This window comes from Streptomyces sp. NPDC060049 (assembly GCF_042736715.1).
Classification (GTDB): domain Bacteria; phylum Actinomycetota; class Actinomycetes; order Streptomycetales; family Streptomycetaceae; genus Streptomyces.
Genome location: NZ_JBHWVV010000005.1, coordinates 144,439 through 163,926, shown reverse-complemented (window position 1 = coordinate 163,926; position 19,488 = coordinate 144,439). Strand labels below are relative to the sequence as shown.

The 19,488-nt window shown below is 70.0% G+C and carries 23 protein-coding genes and 1 pseudogene; 10 read left to right on the top strand and 14 right to left on the bottom strand.

Going from position 1 to position 19,488, the window contains the following annotated elements; genetic code table 11:
* Positions 1-15 precede the first annotated feature (15 nt).
* From ACFWBY_RS10990 to ACFWBY_RS10980, 3 genes are read left to right on the top strand one after another with little or no spacing between them, the layout of a single operon-like run.
* Positions 16-666 carry a TetR/AcrR family transcriptional regulator gene (locus ACFWBY_RS10990; protein ID WP_385331755.1) on the top strand — a complete coding sequence of 217 codons (651 nt, stop codon included), beginning with the start codon at positions 16-18 and terminating at the stop codon, positions 664-666.
* Entirely contained in the window at positions 656-1,273 is a 618-nt protein-coding gene (locus tag ACFWBY_RS10985) for a hypothetical protein (RefSeq protein ID WP_385331758.1), read from the top strand. Before ACFWBY_RS10990 ends, ACFWBY_RS10985 begins: the two co-directional genes overlap by 11 nt.
* Positions 1,266-1,874, top strand: coding sequence for a GNAT family N-acetyltransferase (locus ACFWBY_RS10980; RefSeq protein WP_385331760.1), 609 nt, complete (start codon positions 1,266-1,268; stop codon positions 1,872-1,874). Before ACFWBY_RS10985 ends, ACFWBY_RS10980 begins: the two co-directional genes overlap by 8 nt.
* A gap of 339 nt (positions 1,875-2,213) precedes the next feature.
* On the opposite strand, the gene ACFWBY_RS10975 is transcribed toward ACFWBY_RS10980, so the two are convergent.
* Both ACFWBY_RS10975 and ACFWBY_RS10970 read right to left on the bottom strand, forming a co-directional pair.
* Positions 2,214-2,840 (bottom strand): hypothetical protein, encoded by a 627-nt coding sequence (locus ACFWBY_RS10975; RefSeq protein ID WP_385331763.1) that lies wholly within the window; start codon positions 2,838-2,840, stop codon positions 2,214-2,216.
* Positions 2,834-4,345, bottom strand: coding sequence for a hypothetical protein (locus ACFWBY_RS10970; protein WP_385331765.1), 1,512 nt, complete (start codon positions 4,343-4,345; stop codon positions 2,834-2,836). Before ACFWBY_RS10970 ends, ACFWBY_RS10975 begins: the two co-directional genes overlap by 7 nt.
* Before the next feature lie 225 nt (positions 4,346-4,570).
* Between ACFWBY_RS10970 and ACFWBY_RS10965 the strand changes: the two genes are divergently transcribed.
* Positions 4,571-4,879 (top strand): transposase, encoded by a 309-nt coding sequence (locus ACFWBY_RS10965; RefSeq protein ID WP_385331767.1) that lies wholly within the window; start codon positions 4,571-4,573, stop codon positions 4,877-4,879.
* Positions 4,880-5,815: 936 nt separating this feature from the next.
* On the opposite strand, the gene ACFWBY_RS10960 is transcribed toward ACFWBY_RS10965, so the two are convergent.
* The 3 genes from ACFWBY_RS10960 to ACFWBY_RS10950 form a co-directional block, all read right to left on the bottom strand.
* Positions 5,816-6,061, bottom strand: coding sequence for a hypothetical protein (locus tag ACFWBY_RS10960; RefSeq protein WP_385331770.1), 246 nt, complete (start codon positions 6,059-6,061; stop codon positions 5,816-5,818).
* A gap of 840 nt (positions 6,062-6,901) precedes the next feature.
* Complete coding sequence (locus ACFWBY_RS10955; RefSeq protein WP_385331772.1) at positions 6,902-7,447, bottom strand: hypothetical protein; 546 nt, start codon at positions 7,445-7,447, stop codon at positions 6,902-6,904.
* A 319-nt stretch (positions 7,448-7,766) separates the two neighbouring features.
* The gene (locus ACFWBY_RS10950; RefSeq protein ID WP_385331775.1) at positions 7,767-8,081 is read right to left on the bottom strand and encodes a hypothetical protein; all 315 of its coding nucleotides are present in this window, start codon (positions 8,079-8,081) and stop codon (positions 7,767-7,769) included.
* Positions 8,082-10,100: 2,019 nt separating this feature from the next.
* Between ACFWBY_RS10950 and ACFWBY_RS10945 the strand changes: the two genes are divergently transcribed.
* On the top strand, positions 10,101-10,433 hold the full coding sequence (locus ACFWBY_RS10945; protein WP_385331777.1) for a hypothetical protein: 333 nt from the start codon (positions 10,101-10,103) through the stop codon (positions 10,431-10,433).
* On the opposite strand, the gene ACFWBY_RS10940 is transcribed toward ACFWBY_RS10945, so the two are convergent.
* The 7 genes from ACFWBY_RS10940 to ACFWBY_RS10910 form a co-directional block, all read right to left on the bottom strand.
* A complete protein-coding gene (locus ACFWBY_RS10940; protein WP_385331779.1) occupies positions 10,405-10,761 on the bottom strand; it encodes a hypothetical protein in 357 nt (118 codons plus the stop codon). The two genes, ACFWBY_RS10945 and ACFWBY_RS10940, sit on opposite strands and share 29 nt — an antisense overlap.
* A gap of 417 nt (positions 10,762-11,178) precedes the next feature.
* The gene (locus tag ACFWBY_RS10935; RefSeq protein ID WP_385331782.1) at positions 11,179-11,361 is read right to left on the bottom strand and encodes a hypothetical protein; all 183 of its coding nucleotides are present in this window, start codon (positions 11,359-11,361) and stop codon (positions 11,179-11,181) included.
* A gap of 422 nt (positions 11,362-11,783) precedes the next feature.
* Positions 11,784-11,912, bottom strand: coding sequence for a hypothetical protein (locus ACFWBY_RS10930; RefSeq protein WP_385331784.1), 129 nt, complete (start codon positions 11,910-11,912; stop codon positions 11,784-11,786).
* 87 nt (positions 11,913-11,999) lie between these two features.
* The gene (locus ACFWBY_RS10925; protein ID WP_385331787.1) at positions 12,000-12,137 is read right to left on the bottom strand and encodes a DUF1206 domain-containing protein; all 138 of its coding nucleotides are present in this window, start codon (positions 12,135-12,137) and stop codon (positions 12,000-12,002) included.
* Positions 12,138-12,219: 82 nt separating this feature from the next.
* On the bottom strand, positions 12,220-12,747 hold the full coding sequence (locus ACFWBY_RS10920) for a hypothetical protein (RefSeq protein WP_385331791.1): 528 nt from the start codon (positions 12,745-12,747) through the stop codon (positions 12,220-12,222).
* Between the two features lie 94 nt (positions 12,748-12,841).
* Positions 12,842-13,132, bottom strand: a complete 291-nt coding sequence (locus tag ACFWBY_RS10915) for a helicase associated domain-containing protein (RefSeq protein WP_385409648.1) — start codon at positions 13,130-13,132, stop codon at positions 12,842-12,844.
* Positions 13,133-13,740: 608 nt separating this feature from the next.
* Positions 13,741-14,613, bottom strand: a complete 873-nt coding sequence (locus ACFWBY_RS10910; RefSeq protein ID WP_385331795.1) for a hypothetical protein — start codon at positions 14,611-14,613, stop codon at positions 13,741-13,743.
* Between the two features lie 327 nt (positions 14,614-14,940).
* On the opposite strand from ACFWBY_RS10910, the pseudogene ACFWBY_RS10905 reads away from it, so the two are divergent.
* The 3 genes and pseudogenes from ACFWBY_RS10905 to ACFWBY_RS10895 form a co-directional block, all read left to right on the top strand.
* Positions 14,941-15,090, top strand: a pseudogene (locus tag ACFWBY_RS10905) (3-isopropylmalate dehydratase large subunit); the annotation flags it as partial.
* A 539-nt stretch (positions 15,091-15,629) separates the two neighbouring features.
* Positions 15,630-16,154: a peptidylprolyl isomerase gene (locus tag ACFWBY_RS10900; protein ID WP_385332146.1), complete on the top strand. Its 525-nt coding sequence runs from the start codon at positions 15,630-15,632 to the stop codon at positions 16,152-16,154.
* Positions 16,155-16,679: 525 nt separating this feature from the next.
* Positions 16,680-16,937, top strand: a complete 258-nt coding sequence (locus ACFWBY_RS10895) for a hypothetical protein (RefSeq protein WP_385331797.1) — start codon at positions 16,680-16,682, stop codon at positions 16,935-16,937.
* 83 nt (positions 16,938-17,020) lie between these two features.
* On the opposite strand, the gene ACFWBY_RS10890 is transcribed toward ACFWBY_RS10895, so the two are convergent.
* Both ACFWBY_RS10890 and ACFWBY_RS10885 read right to left on the bottom strand, forming a co-directional pair.
* Positions 17,021-17,245, bottom strand: a complete 225-nt coding sequence (locus ACFWBY_RS10890; RefSeq protein ID WP_385331800.1) for a hypothetical protein — start codon at positions 17,243-17,245, stop codon at positions 17,021-17,023.
* A gap of 65 nt (positions 17,246-17,310) precedes the next feature.
* Complete coding sequence (locus tag ACFWBY_RS10885) at positions 17,311-17,418, bottom strand: DUF6233 domain-containing protein (RefSeq protein WP_385332148.1); 108 nt, start codon at positions 17,416-17,418, stop codon at positions 17,311-17,313.
* 289 nt (positions 17,419-17,707) lie between these two features.
* Here ACFWBY_RS10885 and ACFWBY_RS10880 point away from each other — a divergent pair, with 289 nt between their 5' ends.
* Together ACFWBY_RS10880 and ACFWBY_RS10875 are read left to right on the top strand one after the other, a co-directional pair.
* Positions 17,708-17,995 carry a hypothetical protein gene (locus ACFWBY_RS10880; protein ID WP_385331803.1) on the top strand — a complete coding sequence of 96 codons (288 nt, stop codon included), beginning with the start codon at positions 17,708-17,710 and terminating at the stop codon, positions 17,993-17,995.
* A 556-nt stretch (positions 17,996-18,551) separates the two neighbouring features.
* Complete coding sequence (locus ACFWBY_RS10875; RefSeq protein ID WP_385331806.1) at positions 18,552-19,430, top strand: GNAT family N-acetyltransferase; 879 nt, start codon at positions 18,552-18,554, stop codon at positions 19,428-19,430.
* Positions 19,431-19,488 lie beyond the last annotated feature (58 nt).

Below are 19,488 nucleotides of genomic sequence, written 5' to 3'. Positions count from 1 at the left end.
TGGTACTATGCGATCATGCCTCTTCCACGTTTCGATCGCCTGCCCGCAGAGCGCCGGGAGCTAATCCTGGGAGTGGCGCGCCGGCACTTCGCCGAGCACGGCACTGAAGGCGCCTCCTACAACCAGATCATCGAAGCCGCGGGGATCTCCAAGACCGCCGCTTACCACTACTTCGACGGCCGCGAGGACCTGCTCACCGCGGTCCTCGACGGGGTTTTCCATCGGCTGCTCGACGCCCTCGGCCCCTGGGACCCTGCCCGCGACGAGGACGACTTCCGGTCCCGGTTCGCCGCCGGCTCCGCCGCTCTCGCCACCCACCTGCGGGACCACCCCGAGGACCTGGCCCTCGCCGACGCCGCCATCGGGCGCACCCACGCGGGCCCGTGGCGCGACTGGTTCGGCGCCCTGGTCGCGGACGGTCGGCGGCTCGGGGTGATCCGTACCGATGTGGACCACGGGCTGATGGTGTCGGTGACCGCTGCGGTGATCCGGGCCGCCGACGCCTGGGCCCTGGCCCGCATGACGACAGAGCCCCTCGCCGAAGCCGCGGACTCCCCGGAAGGCGAGGCCCCGGCACAGCTGTGGCGCCTGCTGCGCGGCCTGTGGGGCGGGGCAGTGACCATTGCCGCCACTACTGCCGGAGAGGAACCGAACGATGCGCGCTGACCTGCGGATCTCCTGGGAGGTACCGGCCACCCCGCCCGGCCTCGCCGGGCGTCTGGAGCGGTTCATGGGCCCGGGGAAGTCCCGTTCCGAGTCCGCGGTGGAGACCCTCGGCCTTCTCGGCTGCGCCCTGCTCCTGGCCGCCGGCCTGTGGAACTCGGGGACCGTGCGCGACTGGTCCACCGCGCAACTCGTCGTGGTCGCCCTGGCCGGACTCGACCTCATCGGCGGAGTGCTGACCAACGCCACCAACGCCGCCAAGCGTTGGTACCACCGGGCCGACTCCGGGGCCAGGCGCGCCCGGCTGCTGTTCGTCTCCGCGCACCTGATCCACCTTGCCGCGATGGGGCTGTTCGTCCTGTCCGGCGACCTCGCCTGGACGCTGACCAACGCCGCGCTACTCCTCGGCGGTGCGGTGGCCGTGGAATTCGCGCCCGTGCACCTCAGACGTCCGGTGGCGATGGCTCTGTTGATGGCGGCCGTCCTGGTCAACCTATTCTGGCTGCCGGTGCCCGCCGCGATCGCCTGGTTCGCACCCCTGTTCTTCCTCAAGCTGCTCGTCTGCCATCTGGTGCCCGAGGCCCCGCTGGAGCGGAGGTGGGATGCCTGACGGCCGGGCCGCCGCGCCTTCCTGGCGGATCGACACCGACCCCGATCCGGCCACCTGCGCCGACCTGCTGGCCGCCGCATTCGCCCGGGAGCCCACCGTCTCCTGGATCTGCGGTGGCTCGGCCCCCGCACGCAACCACTGGTTCCGGGCCACCCTGCGCACCCACGCCGGTCTCGCCGGGGCCCGCAGGACCGCGCTCGTGGGCGCGGACGGTCGGCTCCTCGCGGCAGCCGTCCTCACCCCGCCGGACGCGACCCCGGCCGCCGGCGCCCGCACCCTCTGGGCGGCCCGTACCGGACTGCGGTGCGGGCCGCGCGCTCTCGGCCGGACCCTGCGCTACCTGGACGCCACCGACGGGGGCGCCCCCCTGGGGGCCTGGACGCTGGAGTTCGTCGGAGTCCGTCCCGACCTGACCGGACGCGGCGCCGGCCGCCTCCTCCTGGACCACGTCCTGGCGACCACACCCGCTCCCCACGACCTGTACCTGACCACGGCGGACCCGGCGAACGTCCCCCTCTACCACCACTTCGGCTTCGCCACGCTGCGCCAGACCCCGCTGGGGCCGCTGAGCATCTCCTCCATGAGCCGCGCGGGGAAGTGAGGGGAAGCGCGGGTCGGCGGCCGACCGCCGGGTGGACATGTGCGTCGTGGCGGCCGAGGAGCTGCGGGCGGGCCAGGGGTCCCGGTGATCGCGCCGATGACCGCTTCGGTGGTTCCCGGCGCCGGCCGCAGGGGCTGATCGGGGTGATTCCGGGTGGTAGGCGCTGGGGCCGGTGATGGGGGTTGGGTGAGGCTGGCCAGCGCCGAGAGCGTTCGGAGAGCCCAGTCGGTCAGGCAGTTGTGGGGTGAGGCGGTCGAGACAGCGGTGTGAATGAGCTCGCCCGGCGGATCAGCAGGACACCACGCTGGCGAAGGTAGTGGTGAGGGAGCAGACGGCGCCCTACGAGCTGCGGAACAGCGGCTGGCCCTCCCGCAGCCGGCGGCAGACCCGCTGGTAGCTCGGGCGGCGGAGCTTCGGCGGCAGTCCCTGTTTGGCCCGCTTCGCGCCGCCGTCGTACACCTGCGGAACTAGGATGTCGCGGGCGGCCCGGAGTTGCTTCTTGGGCGGGTTGTAGGACTCCACTTCCACGTCCAGCTCGCCCGTGTTGTAGGAGGCGGACTTGTCGTACAACACCAGCGCCCGGGCGTGTACCTCGCCCTCCACCTCGAAGGTGAAGTCGTTGTAGTGGCCGTAGACGATGCCCTCCGCCCGCAGGTCACCCCCCACGTACACCGAGCCCCAGGAGACCAGGTCGCGCACCACCAGGTCGCCGAGCACCACCAGCATGCCGATGTCGGAGACGTAGTCGTCCAGGAAACCGTGCACGATCAGGTCGCCGTCGACGACCAGCGCGATGTCGAGGTCGAGGTCCTCAGGGACCACCAGGTCGCCCGCGTGGTACTGCCACGCGATGCCGGTGTTCCGGAGGTAATCGGCCATGTTCGCCTGGAAGCCCAGCCGCTCGACCACTGCGGAGGTGTCGGCGAGCCGGTCGAACCGGGCCCGCCAGGAGGACATGGTCAGCAAGGGGTCTCCGTTCCGGCCCGGAGTGCCCGGACCTCCAACTGCTTGCGGGCCCGCGCGGCGTCCGAGGTGTCCGTGCCCGCGGCGATGGCGGCGAGCACGGGCTCGGGCAGGGCGGGGTTCTGCAGCATGCTGTATTGGCGCACGCCCGCCTCGGCCCAGGCCAGCAGGATCTCGACCGGGGTCGCCGGGTTCTTGGCGATGTCGTTGAGGAGGCTGGTGTCCTCGGCCCGGGCGGGGTCGCGGACGAATTCGGCGAGCGCCTCCGGCGGGGTGTGACGGTTGGCGACGGCGCGGCGCAGGTAGTAGATCGGACTGCGGACCATGGCGGCGAGCACGTCTCCCAGTGGCTCGGTGTGTTGGGCATCGTCGATCGCCGCGAAGCTCTCGCGCTCCGCCTCGCCCGACACCGTGCCCGCGCAGTACGTCAGCCCGAACCCGACCAGCAGGTCCGGCGGCCAGTTCGGCTGGTCCATCGCGTTCCCGGGATGGAAGTACGGCCACAGGTCCAGTGCGTGCAGTGCGCGCAGTGACTCGGGCGGGGTGGCGGGGTGTTCCAGTGCCGCGTACACCAGGCGCTGGACGTCCTCCTCCTGCCCGAGCGCGATGCTCGCACTATCACCGAACGAGTGCGCGATCGTATCGATCAGCCGGGCGAGTGCCTCGGGCGGGGCTGTCGTGTTCTGGGCGATCGCGCCGAGCACGGCCAGGCTCGGGTCGTCGGCCAGTTCGGTGAGCTGCTGGACGGGAGTGAACGCGTTGGCCGCCACGGCGGCCCGGACGCACGGTTCGGCGTCGGCCGCGAGCAAGGCCAGCACGGCCGGGGTGCGGTTGCGGTCCTGTTGGGCGATCAGCTCCCGGACCCGGGTGTCCGGGTCCTGCGCGAAGGTGTTGAGCAGCGACTCGAGTTCAGGTGCTGCGCGCTTGTGGACGGCGGTGCGGCGCACTCCCGGGTCCGGGTCGGTGAGGTCAGCGTCGCCGGCGTAGCCGAGTGCGGCCACCACCCGGCGCACCCGCGCGTCCGGGTCGGTCGCCAGGGCCCGCAGATGCTCCGGCCGGGCGCCGACACGCCGGGCCAGGGCCAGCCGGACTTCGCCGGAGGCGTCGGCGACCAGCGACGCGGCCACCTTGCGCGGCAGTTTCTCGCGCCCGGCCAGAGCCCGGCGCACCGCCGCCGATCCGTCCTGGGCCAGCGCCTTGATCGCCGCTTTGGGGGTCGCACGGTGCACCGCCGCCACCCGCCGCACCGACTCCTCCGGGTGGGCGGCGAGCTCGGCCAGCCGCTCCGCCGAGGTGGCCGGGTGGGCGGCGAGGGCGCGCAGCACCCCGAACCAGTCCGGGCCGCCTGCGATGGCCCGGATGGCCACCTCCTCGGCCAACTCGGCCGGCAGGCCTATTCGGGACGCCACGATCCGGGCCGGCCCCGGAGCCTGCGCTGCCAGCTCCCGCAGCCGTGACAGCGGTGTGGCCGGGCGCCAGGCCTCCGTGACGTCGTCGTCCATGTCCATCTGCACCCCTTCTTGACGCGCCGCCCCGGGCGGGTGGCCTGGGCCGTGCACCGGGCTGCCCCGGATACGACCGAGGGTCGCTTCGGGGGATGGCATCGACGTCTCCGACCTGGGGACGATCCTGGCACGGGGGTCTGACAGCGCCTCACCCAGTCCTCTGGGCTTGATCCGCTTCGACGGACATCTGAGATCAGGGGCTTCAGCCCCGGAAGGATGATGTTCGTCATGGAGAGCATGGGGAAGAAGAAGCCGAGCCCTCGCCGCTCGTTCACTTCGGAGTTCAAGGCCGAGATCGTCGATCTGTGCCGGCGTGGTGATCGCTCGGCCGGTCAGGTCGCCAAGGACTTCGACCTGACCGAGACCGCGGTCCGTGACCGGGTCCGCCAGGCCCAGGTCGATGCGGGCGAGAGGGAGGGTCTGACCAGCAGTGAACACGAGGAGCTGGCGGCTTTGCGGCGGGAGAACCGCAGGCTGCGGGAGGACGTGGAGGTCCTCAAGCGTGCGACGGCTTTCTTCGCGACGGAGACCCGGTGAACGTGGACCCGTTCATCGAGGCGAAGAAAGCCGCAGGTCACAGCGCCAAACGGGCGTGTGAACTCCTCAAGGTCTCCCGGACCGCCTACTACGCCCGCCGCACTGGCACCCCTGGCCTCGCGAGGAGAACAAGACAGCGCGCATCCCGCGGTCGGCGGCCTCCCTCGGGCCCTACCCCCATTCGGATTTCGGAACACTGCTGGCACTCGGCGGCGCTGACGGGTGGCTCATGAGCCTCTGGGATCCGGCCACGGGGGAAGAGGTGTACACATCCCCGCCCGACCACACGGGAAGGGTCAAGGCCGTGGTCGCGGTCGATACGGGACGGCGGATGCCCTTCGTGGTGTCCGCATCGTTGGACCGGACGGTCCGGATCTGGAACCACGCCGGGCGCACGTCGGAGCTGGAACTGACTGCGACGCGTTGACCGCCCTGGCCACCCACGTCCGCCTGGCGCCGTCCGGTGTCGGGAACGTGGTGCAACACCTGGACCGTGAATGCCGCAGTCGCGTCTCGGGCCGGTGGCGACCTGGGGGGGTGACTGTGTGCAAGAGACCGAGACGGCGCAGGTGGGCCAGGCAGCAGCGGGATCAACCCAGCCGAGCCTGGCCCGGAATTGCCTCTCGCACGCATGCCGGACCCTCCCACCAGCCGGTGACCCCACTCCACAGCCGCTCTACGCGCCCGGCCCACACCACACCGCCTCACCGGACCACGGTTACCGGCCAGCGTCCAATGAGGGCGCGGGCCGGCCTACCGGGTCGCTGGAGCAGTCCCTGACCGACGCCATGGGCCGACTGCTCTTGGAACTGTGCTGGCACCGTGCCGGATCTGCCCTCTTCCGGAGACGGAGAGAGTCTCGGGCTCGTCCTCTTGTAGCGGCCCCGGACTGGCCAGAGAGGCGCTCCGACGCTTCCTGTGCCTGTTCCAAGCATTTCACCGTTGGTACTGCAGAGCGTCGGCACCTGCGGCGATGACTTCGGCGAGCCGGTTGGCGAAGTCCGCGTTGCATCCTCCGAGCCGGACGAAGCCGTGGCCTGCCACCGGCCCGTCGTTGCTCAGGGAGGGAAGAGTCATGTCTGCGCGCGCGAGCGCCGCTTGAAGGTTGGCGACGGCGTCTTCGCCGGCCTGGTAGGCGGCGTCCTGGCACCGCTTGTACCGGATTCGTTCGGCGTGGCTCATCTCGTACACCATGTTGCTGACCTCTCGATTTAGACGTGGGTGTGGGGCGCCGGAGCGCGTTGTGTATTCGGTTCAGCGAGTCGGCCCCATCGCCGGGTGCGCCAGCCCTTTGCGCACAAGGTCCGTGGCCGCCGCGGCGCTGATCGACTGAGCAGTCCGCACGCCGCGGAAGCCGACGGCCCCGTTGCTGGGCAGGTCATGACCATTGCCCACGGCACGCTGCTCGGGCGTGCCGCAGTGACCGGACGCCGGGGATGCGGGGGGTGAGGCTCGGGCCGCCTCGCGGGGGGCGGGTCCAGGCCCGGCCCGCGAGGGGACAAGGGTGAGTAGCCCGTCGGGCTGAGTTTGCGTACGGCCCGTGACTATCGCTTTCGATCTTCGTTTCAAAGGCGCAGGAGAGCACCCCTTTGACGTGTGGGAAGGACCGGGTTGGCCAGGTTTTTAGCGGCTGCCGCCGTTGTTCTTCGTGGGTGGCGCCCGTGTGAGGCTCGACCGACTTGTGTCGTCGTCCGACAGTGCCGTTTCCGATGTGACGCGCGCGCCGGCTTCCCCCTCTCGCGCTTGGTCGGTGGACTCATCTCGCCGATGGCACGGCTGTCAGCCAGCCAGACTGCACCGACGGTACGCACGTGCGCCCAGCCCTCCTGCGGGAGCTCACTGGCCCTTGCCGAGCAGGTGATCGGAGAAAGCCCCCGTCCCGCAGGCGTGACATCGCTCGGCGTTCCGATGCAACCGGGGTCCACCGCCGCTCACGGTGACCGGAACCCGTTGCCCGAGCCGGGGGCCTTGACAGCGACTTGCACGAGTGGCCCGGCCGCACGCGTACGACCGTTATGCGTCTTACCCGAATCGGTGACCGTCGGACGGAGAGCGGACAGCCCTGTTGTCCGCCGCGGGGTAGCCGGGAGGGGCCCAGTCCTGGCTGCGTCTGGCCGCGGCCGTCTGTTTGAGCTGAGCGGGCGCCGGGTTTCGGTGTCGTGCAGCGGCTTGGCGTGGCGGTCGGGTGAGGGTGATCTGGCGGACCAGCTGTTGGAAGCAGGCCAGTGCTGCGACGGCGGGGAGGGCGGACGCCGCCCCGGCGGCGATCGTTCTGGGCGCCTGGGCCACGCACAGAAGTGTGGCCAGGGTGGAGAACAGCAAGACGATGGACCAGGAGTGGAGCGCGCGGCGCTGGTGCAGAGCGGATCTGAGGATGGACAGGGAGGCGACCATCCAGGGGCCGTAGATCAGCAGGGGCCACCAGCTGACCACTTCACGGGCTGTGTGGGGTGCGGCGCTGTGGCGCAGGGCGTCGCAGATGGCCAGCCCACTGAGGATGCTCACCACAGTGGCGATGGCGGCGACCAGCGCGGCGGTGAACAGACTTCCCGTTTGCAGCAGGGTCACTACCGGCGACTTCGATTGGTTCCGGCGGTGCCCGCCGGAGGCTTGAGCGGGCGGACGCTCGGTAGGGCTGTGCGGGAGCCCTGCGACGAACCCGATGGTCCCGGCCGTCTCACCGATGCCGTCGAAGCCGACTCGGGTGAAGGGTTCCGGCTGAGCGGGTGCAGCGCTCTCCTGGAGAAGGACGGAGAGTTCCTCCGATGGATCCCATGGCGGATGCGCCTCACCGGGTCCGCCGGGGGCTTGTTGGGGGGAGTGGTGCTGTAGGTGCTCGGGCCGGACCCAGAAGGCGGAGGTCTCCGGCTGGGCGTACCCGTACGGCTCATACACGGGAGCTGCCGCCCGAGCACTCGCCGACAACCGTTGCGGATGGTGTCGCCTTCCCCGACCGTCTGTCGAACTCGATCTGGATCATGCTCATCTCATGGAGGAAGTCCTCAAAGATCGAGGAGGAGTAGCGAAGATCGATTTCCAGACTCTCGTGTCCCAGCGTCGCGTTCCGCATCTCGCCACAGTGGGTTGAGGGTGGAGTGAACATCCACTTCCCGATCCGAGTGCCCCCGGAGTGAAAGCTGCCTCCCTGTCCGTCTTCCTCTGCAGTCCTGCGGAGGGAGACGGGGAGCTTTGCTGTTGTCATATTCCATAAACGCTCTCGGTGTTGTTCTGGGTGTGTGCCATTCGGGTGATGGTGGTCGACGAATAGGAGTTGACGCTGTCCTCTCGGTTTTGTAAACCGAACAAGAGGGCAGCATCCGCGCGCTTTTCGCCCCGCGTCCGCCGCGACGCTGGAGACGATGAGCTTCGGCTCGACGCAGGCAGCGCGACGGGCCCGTCACTCATGGGATCCGTTGCGCACCCGCCGGGGCGGCGGATGGCAACGTGCGTACTCCGATGCGCCGGCCCTGCTGCGTGCCGTGCACCCGCCGACGGCAGCTCTCATGCACGGCGGGCTTCAATATGCATATCGTCGGCTCCCGCCGCATGCCGTCACGCCCCCTCTGTCTCACGATGTTGAGCCCCCATCGCCGGCTCCGTCGACCTGCTCCCGCGTAGCGGACGGCCCCGTCGCCCCACAGGCGCGCCGATCCTCGCCCTGTGGTCCGCCGGGTCACCTGCCGGCCTCCTCTGGCACCCCAGCCTCCGACTGATCATCGGCTAATAGGTCGAGATGCCGAGTCCGACATTGCTGCGCATGGCTGCAATCAGAAGAGAAGGCGCAACTCTGCATATGCCCCTGCGTTATGCCGAGGGTCGCCAGGACCTCGGCCCTGCGCGTGCCCTTGACCCTTAGCCTTCGAAAGGACCAGCTGTGGGAAGCATCCTCCTATGGATCGTGTTGATCTCCACCGCACTAGGCACAGGTTGCACCGCACTGACGTCATCCGGGACCGGCCGACTCTGGCATGTGGACACCCTCGAACTAAGGCGCCAGCAACGCTTCGAGCGCGTTCTGTCCCTCCATGTACACGCCGTTCGGCTGTCTCGTCCGGCAGTCGCGGCGCCGGCACGGCCGGGGGAGGAGCCCGGCAGCGTCTCCCCTCGTGAGTGCAGGGGTACTCCAAGTAGTCCATGAGCCGTGTCGGCCACTCTGCCCACCAGACCGTTAGGGCAGAGCGCTTCGCCGGGAGCCGACACCTCCCGCTGGACGACTGCACCTCGGACGGCTCGCAGGCGCCGCCTTTGCTCCGCGGGGCGATGGCGTGGCACGGCTTCCAGAACACCCCTGGGGGCGCCGTGGGATGCCTGCGTCCCGGGTAGGTGCAGGCTCTGGGTCGTGGGGAGGCCTCGGAGACGGCCTCGGTGAGAGTGCGCCAAGCACCCTGCCGTCGGCGGTGACAGCGCTTCGCGCGCCGTGGCCGGAGAACCCGACACGCCAGGCCGGTGCACCATCCAATTCCGCACCCAGTAGGCCGCTCCGCAAGCACTCCTCGTCAGGCACACCAGGTCGAAGGGCGGCTGATATCGCCGAAAAACCCCGGCAATCCGTACATTGCCGCGCGCGTTAAAACCCCGGCAATTCGGACGCGGAAAAGGTGCACAAAACCCCGGCAATCTGCGCATTATCCGTTTCTGGCTAATGAATGAAGAAGGCTAAAGGCGGCGGTAGCCTGTCGCATTGCTGCTCGATGTGCCCACCCCTGATCTAGATGTTGAAGGAATGCCGAAACGTGCCTGAACCGAAAGAATTATCATCCGCTTTTTGCCGTAGGGATCCGCCTCGACAGTCAAGCAAGAGATCGGCCCCTTCCTCGGGGCGCCCCCGGCAGAAAGTCCTATCCCCGACAGCGCGCACCAAGGGGAGGAGCCCATCTAGCCCCCGTCCGCGTCCGCGAGAAGGGTTGCGTGAGGATGGCCCCCAGTAGAGACCCAGCCGCTCGCCGCCTGTGGTCGGCGGCAACACGATTGGCATGCTCGGTCCGGGCGGCGCTGATGCAGGTCACACGCCGTGTGGCTGAAGCAGGCAACGCCAGCGGAACCAACCCGCACCGCACGAACACCACCTCGATTCACGTACTTCAGGATGAGTACAGGGCAGGTTTCTTCCTGCCCCTGCCTCCTCCATCGAGCGCTGCGAGCGACGACCGCGAATGCCCGTGGTGCCGATCTCTTGGCAATTGCGAGTCTCGTGGTCGGTCCGGGCCCAGTCGCTGAGGCCATGGCGGAACCCAGGACCCCGCAGCCCGCCCGGCACACCCAGGCCTGGCGGTTGATCGATGCTTCGGGCGCCGACGATGGTGTGCACACCACAGTCGTTGAACTTCCCGCCCACCTGCCGCAGGATGCCGACGAGATTCGCCGGCAGGTCACAGACCGGGGCGTGAGCTGGCCCTGGACATCCAACGACCCGCTCATCGCCGCCGCCGGGATCATCGGCAACGACCCGCGCACCGCCACCCCCGCACTCGGCGCCCACCTCCTGGAGGAGGCCGTGGCCGCCGCCGTGCCCGCTCTGGAAATCCTCACCGGAAGGAAGAGCCGATGCCCGTGACCGACAACGAGCGCGCCAGTTCCGGCGCGATGGCCTCTTCGTCCACCGCGGCCTCGCCACCACTACCGACACCGGCCCGGCCCGCGACCTCATCACCACCTGGTACGCCAAGGACTACGACCCCGACCGCCTCACCGAGTACACCCAGCGCACCTTCGCCCCCGAACACGGCCAGCACCCGGGCCTCCTCGACCTCTACACCGCCACCGGCGCCGCCGACATCGCCACCGACCTCCTCACCGAGCCCGCCCCGGTCACCACCACCCAGGTCCAGATCCGCATCCCCGCCGACCAGCCGGCCACCGCCCAGCCCGAGAAGGCGATGCACGTGGACGGCGTCGGCTGCCGCGCACGCGGTCGGCGCGAGCGGCGACCAGGGCGTGCCGCACGCCGCGCGGGTCCCGGGGGTCGGGCACCTCAGCCAGTCGCTCCAGCAGGCCCGGGATCTCCTCGGGCCCGGCCTCGGGGATGCCGACAGAGTTGGTCAAAGGCAGGCAGGATCGGCGATGATGCGTCGGCAGGCACGGTCCTCCAGTCGGATCACGGGGCGTCGAGAACTCCATGATCTTGGAAGCCCGCGCCTGCCACGTTCCGGCGCCCCACCAAGCCGACAGGTCGCCACGAACCGGGCCCCACACGAGAACGCTGAAGCCCTGCCAGTCGGATGTTCACCATCCGGACTCCAATGGGGTTCTGCGTCGCAGCTGGACCCACGGACTCGCTGCACAGGGCCCCGACACCGGGGTCAGCACCGCAGCTCCGCCGCGCGCTCGCACATCACCTCCACGGCGTCGGACAGCTGAGGACGCGGCCCGGGGTGGCCCTCCCGGATGAGCTTCACCGCGTGAAGCCGCCGACCACTCCTGATCAGCTCGTCCACTTCTTCCCGGACCACCGGCAGCAACGCGTCCCAGATCGAGTTCTCCATGCGCCGATCCAAGCAACTCACCCTCTCCCACCGCCACCGTATTGACGGTGCGCCCCGCGCGAAGACCCGCTCAGGGAACCCGGGGTAATGGCGGGCGGGCGATAGCCCCACCGTGGCCCCTCACATCGACGCCCAGGGAGGCCCGTGCCTGCTCTGAATCCAGACCACCGCCAGCACATATCGGGGTAACCCGCTCAAGCCACGACTACGCCGAGGCCCTGCTCCCGCCGCCCGCACGCATCGGCGCCCGCGGGCCTCCATCCTGGCGTGGCCCTCCCCGGGGCCGGTGCGCGGCTCGCTGAAGTGGAGAGGTCAGGCGATGGCCTGGGGTGGTTGTGGGGCGAATGCCGTTACCCGGCGCGGACAGGGGGCACCCATAGGTCCCGTGGCCGGTCCGCGTGAGCGGGCATGGCCCGCATACCTCAGCCCTGTTGGTCCGATTCCGTGGCCATCCGCATCAGCGAGTCGACGGCGCGCGGGTCTGTGACTCCGTAGAGGGCGCACAGGTCCCGCACATCGCGGGGCTTGATGGCGCGGCGTCCGTTCTCCAAATGGCTGATTTTGGGGGCGCCCACGACCGCGGCCGCCCGGCGCCCGGCGCTGGGAGATCAACAGGCGTTCAGCCACCTGCGTATCAGTCAGGGGTCACCCACGCCCACGATGGCCAGCACGGCGCCGAACACGCCGACGAGTACCCGGCCATAGGGCCATTCCAGCACGCGCGCGGTGTAGTCCTTCGACGCCTGGTCACCGGCGCGCCGTGCCGGGGTGTGCACCCGTCGCGGTGATGGGCGATGTCCGGGTGTCCGGGCGGGCGCGGCCGGCAGGCGGCTGGAGCTGGCTGGAGCTACTCGACCGTCAGCGAGCCGCTCGGCGTTTTGTCTTCGCCTGTACACGGTCTCGGAGCAAGGCCTGATAGTAGGCCGACTTCTGATCGCCGAGGTTGAAGTACTCGCAGATGTCGGCCACCGCGTCGGCGTCCTCCGCGCTGCCGCTGAGGCCGATGTGAACGAGCACGCAGAAGCCCTCCTGCGCCATGGCGCGGCACTCGTCACCCGCCCACTCCACAGGCGACGCGCCTCTGCAGTCCGAACCGGCGGCCACGCGAACCAGCGTGTCCAGAAACTCGCTTCGGACCGTCGGTGACACCTCGCCTGCCAGGGCAGCAAGGATGACGCCGACGGCTGGCGGGGTGCACTCGTTGATGACAGTGCCGTACTCGACGTGGCCGTCCAGGCTGTAGCCGAATGAGTCCCGGAGTGTCTCGGCAGTCAGCAGAGTCTCGAACAGCAATGGCAGGTGCTCTGCCGAGTCACCGCAGATGCACCTCAACGTAGTCCAGTCGTGCCGCGCCAGTTCAGCGCGTACCAACTCGCTGACAGCCATACCCCACCTCATCCATCAGCGCTGCCCATCACCAGGCCCGTCGTGGTCGGACCGGCCCGCCCGGCCAGCGTAGAACCCCCAGAACCGACCGGTCCTATCGTGCCCTGCTCAGACACACGCTTTGACCGGCAACATCAAGTGAGACAGCCCCACCGAAGCGCTGCTGAGAGGCAACATCAAGTAAGACTCCATTGGAGAGTCGTCTCACCAGTGCCATCTCCTGCGCCTTCCGCGCAGCGACCCGGGCGTTCTTCAGCCAGATCCCCACCGGAGCGCCCTGGAAGGCGGCGTCCAGCGGCGCCGGGAGGTGCCCGTGCTCGGCCGCCCACCCGCGCGCGGCCGACAACCCCTCCGCCCAGGCGACGTCGAAGTGGGACCAGACCATCCCGAGCTCCTCTGGGTGCCGTCGTTTGCGGGTGCTCCGCGTCGTGAGCGTCTTGTCGCCGTGTTGGTGCCGTTGTTGCGTCGTTCGTGTCCGCCGGGTGGGGGGGCTTCGGCGGGTCGTACGAGCTGCGCCTCGGTGTGGAAGAGGCGGAGGAGTTGGGCGGGGTCGATCTGATTCGTTGGGCGCTGCGCAAGGCCGGCCGGTCGTTGGGGTGGTCGCGGCTGACGTTCGGTGGTTCCTTCCCGCAGGTTGCGGTGGCGGGTGTGGTGGACCGGCGGGAGACTCCCGAGGAGTTCGCCGCAGCTGTCCAGGAGTGTCAGTTGGCGCGGGGGAGGGCCTCGGCGGAGGTGATCGGGCGGGCGGTCCGGCACCGATGCCCTGCTGCTCCATGTCTGCGCGAGGGCAGGAAGGTGCCGAGGCGGGGGCCGCGTTCGTGGCAGTGGCGGTGCGGGGGACAGCGGGTCAGATGCCCGCTAGCACGGCGCTCAGGGGTCTCGCGCTCGCTGACACGAAGGCGGTGCCCGGCCTTGCTGTACTGACACGGGGTGGCGTTTGGCCTTGTCGGGCGCTGCTACGAAACCGGTACTCCGCACCCCACGGACGACGGTTCAGGAACCGTAGGTGATGGACACCTGTGCCGATCCGGTGGCGGGGCCGGAAGTGCCGCCCGCCCGGACGAGGTTCGACCCGCCCCCGCCACCGCCGGGCCCGGCGGTGCCGTCGGCGTTGATCAGGAAGCAGCCGCCGCCTCCTCCGCCGCCGTGCCAGCCGCCGCCACCACCGCCCCCGCCGAATCCGCCACCGCCCGTGCCGCCGGTACCGGGCGTGCCGTCGGTGCCGGCCCTGAAGCCCTCGGGGCAGGCGGCTCCGCCCTTGCCGCCGAGGGTCTGGGTTCCGCCGCCACCCCTGCCGCCGCTGTCAGGTCGCTCGCCGCCGGGCTTCCCGGTGTCGCCCGCGTCTCCGCCGGTGGCCTCGCGGACGGGGTATCCGGTGAAGCTGGAGCCACCTCCGCCGCCCCCGCCGCCGGCGGCGACGATGAGGCGGGGGTCGGTGCCGGGAACGCCGGTCAGGGCACAGCTCGCGCGCGCCGAGCTGCAGGTGCGGACGTCACTGGCACCGCCGCCGCTGCCGCCGGGGCGCTGACCGGTGACGGCTCCGCCGCCCGTGTCGACGTTGACGTAGTAGGTGGTGCCGGGCACCACGGTGAGGGTGCCGGTGACGGTGGCACCGGTCCCGCCCGCTCCGCCCTCGATGGCGGACCGTCCCGGCTCGCCTGTGGCGGTGACGGTCAGTCGGGTGACGCCGGCCGGGACGACGAACCGCTGGTTGGCGCCGGCGGTGAAGGTCTTGGTCACGGGCGCCGCTGCGGCGGGCGCCGCGGGCACTACCAGGGCCGCCGGCAGCGCCGCGGCGGCGAGCAGGAGCGCGGCCCCTCGGGCCGTGCGCCGAGGGCGTTCGGATCGCTGTGGGGTCAAAGTCACGATGGGGACTCCTGGACAGGGCCGTGGCACCCACCCCCCGGGGCGCGCGCGGACGTAGGTCGATGGTCCGGCCCCTGCGCGGGACCGTCCGCCGCGGACCGTCCGGGCCGCAGCGGTCAGGCGTCACGCTCTCCCTCAGTCTCCCCGTTTCCCGATCCGCCCGCCTCCCGGCGTCCCGGTCCGTCCCAACGTCCCGGATCCCGCAAGGACGGAGCGAGGACGCTCCAAGGACGCCCCTCTTTACGTTGATCAAGTCCTCGGCTTGGCGCCCATGGGTATTCCGACCGGCAGAGGTCGGCAGATCTCGGCCTGACGGAGAGGACAGCGATGGGTAGGACGCTCGCGGAGAAGGTCTGGGACGATCACCTCGTCCGGGGCGTGGAGGGGGAGCCAGATCTTCTGTACGTCGATCCGCACCTGCTGCACGAGGTGACCAGCCCGCAGGCTTTTGAGGGTCTGCGTGCTGGCCTCCGCAGGAGGTGGTGGACGGGGTGGTGTTGATGTCGGAGCACGGCGCGTTCGGGCCGGTCGGCCGATCCGAGCATGAGCCGGCCGAAGGAGAGCGTGGCGCCGGGGACATCGGCCGGTTCTTGTGGCGGGGCGACGTCCCGTAGGCGTAGTCCCCGCCCGGGCGACCGTTGGTGCGGCGGACGCCTACACGCCAGTGGCTCCGTCGAGCAGGGACGTCAGCTGGAGGGCGAGGACCTCGGGGTCGGCCGTGCCGGCCTCCTGCCGTTAACCATTCCCGCGGACCAAACCCACGCCCTAGACTGCGACCGCTCCAAAACCTGGCGATCATCGGGAGGGCGTGCGAGATGAAACGGGCACTGATCAGCGCATTCGCGGCCGTGGCGTTAGTGGTGTCCGGGGGGAGTGTCGCCACTGCTTCCGACGGCGCTCCGCCGCGGACCACGCACGGCCCTTGCAAGTACACACAGACTCCGGACGAGCCGCCGGCGCGCTCCGTTCCGCTGCCGCCGGACCCGCGGCGTACCCCCGGTCGTGGCACGGTTGATATGGCTGTTCCGACCAGCCAGGGCCCGCTCCCGCTGCACTTGGACCGGGCCAAGGCGCCGTGCACGGTCCAGAGTTTCCTGCACCTGGCACGGCATGGGTTCTACGACCGTACGGTGTGCCACCGTCTGACGGCGTATCCGACGCTGAAGGTCCTGCAGTGTGGCGACCCGACCGGTACCGGTGAGGGCGGGCCCGGGTACAAGTACAAGGACGAGCTGCCGGTGGACCTGCCGCCGGCACCGACCGATCCGACCGGCGCGCGCCGTCTCTATGGGCGCGGCCTGCTGGCGATGGCCAACGCCGGTCCGGACACGAACGGTTCACAGTTCTTTGTCGTTTACGGCGACTCCGCGCTGCGACCGAACTACACGGTGTTCGGCACGGTCGGCGCCGACGGCCTGACGACACTGGACGAAGTCGCCGCCGGAGGTATCGAGCCGACCGTGGAGGACCCGGCGCCGGTCGACGGCACACCCGTGCTGCGGACTGAGCTGCTCCGCGTCCGGCCGTCCTGCCGGCATTGACGCACCGCGGCGTGGCCGCGTCCTCGATGAGGGTGCCTGGCGTCTGTGGCCTCACCAGGCGGACTACGCCCGGCCGGGCGAAGCGTCTGGGTGCGGAAGCGGAGGGATCCGGACCTTGTGCCCGGACTACGCGAAGCGCCAAAGGGCGCAACCAGTGGACTCCGTAGGGTGCCGCCCATGGACATCGCACCCATCGTCCGGTCCCGGCTCCATGCCGGGGCCGGACTCCGCGACCGCGCAGAGCCAGATGCCGGGCCATAGAGCTGGTGACTGCCACAGCCGCCGGAGAAGACCGTCTGGCCTGTGTGCAAGGTTTACTACCGGCGCCCGTGGGCTGCGCCTGGCCCTGAGCGGATGTACGGATTCCGTACCCGCCTCCCCACACCCAGAAGACCATCGGGAGGGAAGGGATGGCTGAAGGCGGGTGTCGTTTTCCGCTGAAGGTCGGTTGTCGCTCGTGTAGGCGCACCCCGAGACCGCTCGGCGTCCGTTGTGTTGTGCGGTCCGGGGACACCTTCTACGCCGTTGCGGGTCGATGACGTGGGCGCCCGTATGGAGGGCCACGGGACCGGGGTACGCGCCCGACTGATCACGTATGACCCGGACGGGTACCGGTCGACGCTGACCGGGTGGAAGGACGCCACCCCGGTGAGCGCGGCCCTGACCAAGACATCCATGGTCGGCTGGACGTGGAAGGGCGGGAAGAAGTTCGCCCACGGCACGAAGCTGTGCGTCGAGTTCAACATCGTGCAGGGGGAGCCGTGCGCGGTGATCCACCGATAGCCGGCCCCTGCGGCAACAACCGCTGACCGGCACCGCAATGCGGGCCGCCCCCCCTGACCGGGTGGCGGCCCGCACTGCTGCGCTCACTCCTCGCCGGTGTCCGGGATCCAGACGGCCGGCCCGCCGCCGCGCCACTCGATCAGCAGCGGGTCGTCCAGGCGGACTCTGTCCGGGTCCAGGCCGGCTCGCCGCAGGAACTCCAGAAGGTCGGCGGGGCCCAGGGCGCGGCCGAGGATCTCGCCGTCGCAGCGCACCCGGCGCCCGCCCTCGGCGTCCGGCGGATAGACGACCACGCGCAGGGGGCTCATCCCTCCACCCTGCCGGTAACCACTCGCTCCAGCACTCCGAGGGCGACGTGAGGACGGCACTGGGGTCAGCCGGGTACGCCCTCGGCCAGGGCCCGGCGCGCCTCCTCGGTACTCAGGGGCGAGCAGCGTTTCGCTGTGTCCCAGCAGTCCCCGGCGTGGACGCGGACCGGCAGCCGGCCCGCGCCGTCCGTGCTCGATCAGCCACGCGGGCGGCTTGCGTGGCGGGCGCCGCTGGGCGGCGAGGGCCTCCCGCTGCTCGGCAGCGCTCAGCGCCCCGCTCGGCCCGGCCGAGCTCGCCCCGCGAGACCAGCGGCGCATGCCGCCACCGTGCCGCACACGGGGCTGTCCGGTGCGCCGGACGGGCCCGTCGGCCCTTCGGATGGATGACGTTGCGAGTCCGGACAGGGCCGGGTCTGCCCGTACGGACGTAACCCGCCGGGGATTCAAGATCGTTGGCTGGGCATGAACAACACCAAGCGCGCACTTGCAGCCGTCGCCCTCGTTGGGGCCGCGTCCTTCGGTGCTCTCGCCTCTCCTGCCGGCGCCGCAACCGATCCCGTCCCGCCCACCTCGGCTGCACCGGACTCGACCAAGCTCGACATGACCGAGCTGGTGAAGACCCCGGGGGACAGGCTGCAAGATGATCAGTTTGATCGAGAGCGCACGACTGTCGCTGACAAGATCGTTGCGGATGTCCAGGAAGCAAGGGAAAGCGGCCCTGTGACGGACGACGGAAGCATCGTCGAGTAGAACGGCATTTCCAGTGGCCCCGCAGTCCTTGCGCGTCTTGAAGCGGTGACACAGTCGGCAGAGCGATTGCACGTGTCGTCCGTACGCCCGGCGCCCCGGGAAGAGGGCGAGTCGTGAGGAGGCCAAGGGGTGACGCTGAAACCGCCTGTTGAGCCGATGCTGGCGTAGGCCGCAGAGATGCTGTCCGGCCCGGGTGCGCTGGCGGGCGGCGCCGCCTTTGAGCAGAAGTTATGGACACCGTAGGCAGCCGTCCGTTGTCCGTCGGCGAAGTAGAGGTCGGTCGCGGCAGGATCCGGGTTCGGTGTCGCCCCACTGGCGCTGGATGCTGATCAACCGTGCTGGCCGCGGCCAGCATCAAGTGGCTGTGACCAGCACGGTCGCACCGGCCTTCAGTTAACCCTTTGCCGAGGAACCGATGGGCCAGCTAAGTTCGCCCAGCCGTCCACGTCGTTCCGGACCGGCACTGTCGACCAGGAGGTGTGGAGCACATGCGCAGGAGTGCCCAGCAGTTGAGCCCGCGTACTGAGCTTTGCCACCTCCTCACGACGGAGACACCTTGTCGCTTCGCATCACCCCACTGACCGACCCCGCTCACGGGGCGCACAGCCGACGCCTTGTATGGCTGGCGTCCGACGCCGATTCCATCCCTGTCGGGACGGCCTTTCTGCGCCTGTTCGATGGCGGACAAGAGCACCTGGCCGAACTGACCCTCCACGTCCATCCCGTGGAGCGCCGCAAGGGCGTCGGTTCCCGACTCCTCGACGTGGCTGTGGCCGCCGCCCGGGACAACGCCCGACGCTGCGTAAGCGCGCAGGCAGAGGCCGGATCGCCCGGCGACCGCTTCCTGTCGGCCCGCGGCTTCCGCAAGGTGCTCACCCTGAGGTTCGCCCGCTTGCCACTGGCCGACGTGGACCCCACCGCCCTCGCGGAGATCATCGAACGTCTGCATCCCGGCTACCGGCTGGCGTCATGGCCAGGAACCGTCCCCGACGCCCTCGCCCAGACGTTCGCCGCCTCACGCCGGGCTATGGACGACATGCCCATGGAAGACACCGACCACGGCACCGTTGCCTGGGACGTGGACCGGGTCCGGGCCGCGGCGAAGGCCGTCGATCAGCGCGGCGACCAGCTGCACACCGTCGTCGCTATCGACACCTCCAACGGCTCGATCGCCGGGTTCACCGAACTCGTCGTCCCCGGCAGCGGCAAGGGCGACGCCCAGCACTACGGCACCGGCGTGCTGCCCGAGCACCGCGGACACGGCCTTGGCCGATGGATGAAGGCTGAATCGATCCGACAAGCCCACGGGCGCTATCCAGACCTCGGCGGCCTTCTGACCGATACCGCCGACAGCAACACGCACATGAGACACATCAGCGACAGCCTCGGTTACGTGCCCACACACACGACACTCCAGTACCAGCTCGCTCTGTAAAGACGAGCGGACGGGCCGGACCTGGGCAATGCCTAGTCCGGCCCGTAGGCACTTTCAC

What these genes read in the sequence shown, in the direction of transcription:
- ACFWBY_RS10990 (WP_385331755.1), top strand. Translation starts at nt 16, where the DNA reads ATGCCTCTTCCACGTTTCGATCGCCTGCCCGCAGAGCGCCGGGAGCTA.
- ACFWBY_RS10985 (WP_385331758.1), top strand. Translation starts at nt 656, where the DNA reads ATGCGCGCTGACCTGCGGATCTCCTGGGAGGTACCGGCCACCCCGCCC.
- ACFWBY_RS10980 (WP_385331760.1), top strand. Translation starts at nt 1,266, where the DNA reads ATGCCTGACGGCCGGGCCGCCGCGCCTTCCTGGCGGATCGACACCGAC.
- ACFWBY_RS10970 (WP_385331765.1), bottom strand. Translation starts at nt 4,345, where the DNA reads ATGGACATGGACGACGACGTCACGGAGGCCTGGCGCCCGGCCACACCG.
- ACFWBY_RS10965 (WP_385331767.1), top strand. Translation starts at nt 4,571, where the DNA reads ATGGAGAGCATGGGGAAGAAGAAGCCGAGCCCTCGCCGCTCGTTCACT.
- ACFWBY_RS10960 (WP_385331770.1), bottom strand. Translation starts at nt 6,061, where the DNA reads ATGAGCCACGCCGAACGAATCCGGTACAAGCGGTGCCAGGACGCCGCC.
- ACFWBY_RS10950 (WP_385331775.1), bottom strand. Translation starts at nt 8,081, where the DNA reads ATGACAACAGCAAAGCTCCCCGTCTCCCTCCGCAGGACTGCAGAGGAA.
- ACFWBY_RS10945 (WP_385331777.1), top strand. Translation starts at nt 10,101, where the DNA reads ATGGCGGAACCCAGGACCCCGCAGCCCGCCCGGCACACCCAGGCCTGG.
- ACFWBY_RS10935 (WP_385331782.1), bottom strand. Translation starts at nt 11,361, where the DNA reads ATGGAGAACTCGATCTGGGACGCGTTGCTGCCGGTGGTCCGGGAAGAA.
- ACFWBY_RS10920 (WP_385331791.1), bottom strand. Translation starts at nt 12,747, where the DNA reads ATGGCTGTCAGCGAGTTGGTACGCGCTGAACTGGCGCGGCACGACTGG.
- ACFWBY_RS10915 (WP_385409648.1), bottom strand. Translation starts at nt 13,132, where the DNA reads ATGGTCTGGTCCCACTTCGACGTCGCCTGGGCGGAGGGGTTGTCGGCC.
- ACFWBY_RS10900 (WP_385332146.1), top strand. Translation starts at nt 15,630, where the DNA reads ATGGCTGTTCCGACCAGCCAGGGCCCGCTCCCGCTGCACTTGGACCGG.
- ACFWBY_RS10890 (WP_385331800.1), bottom strand. Translation starts at nt 17,245, where the DNA reads ATGAGCCCCCTGCGCGTGGTCGTCTATCCGCCGGACGCCGAGGGCGGG.
- ACFWBY_RS10880 (WP_385331803.1), top strand. Translation starts at nt 17,708, where the DNA reads ATGAACAACACCAAGCGCGCACTTGCAGCCGTCGCCCTCGTTGGGGCC.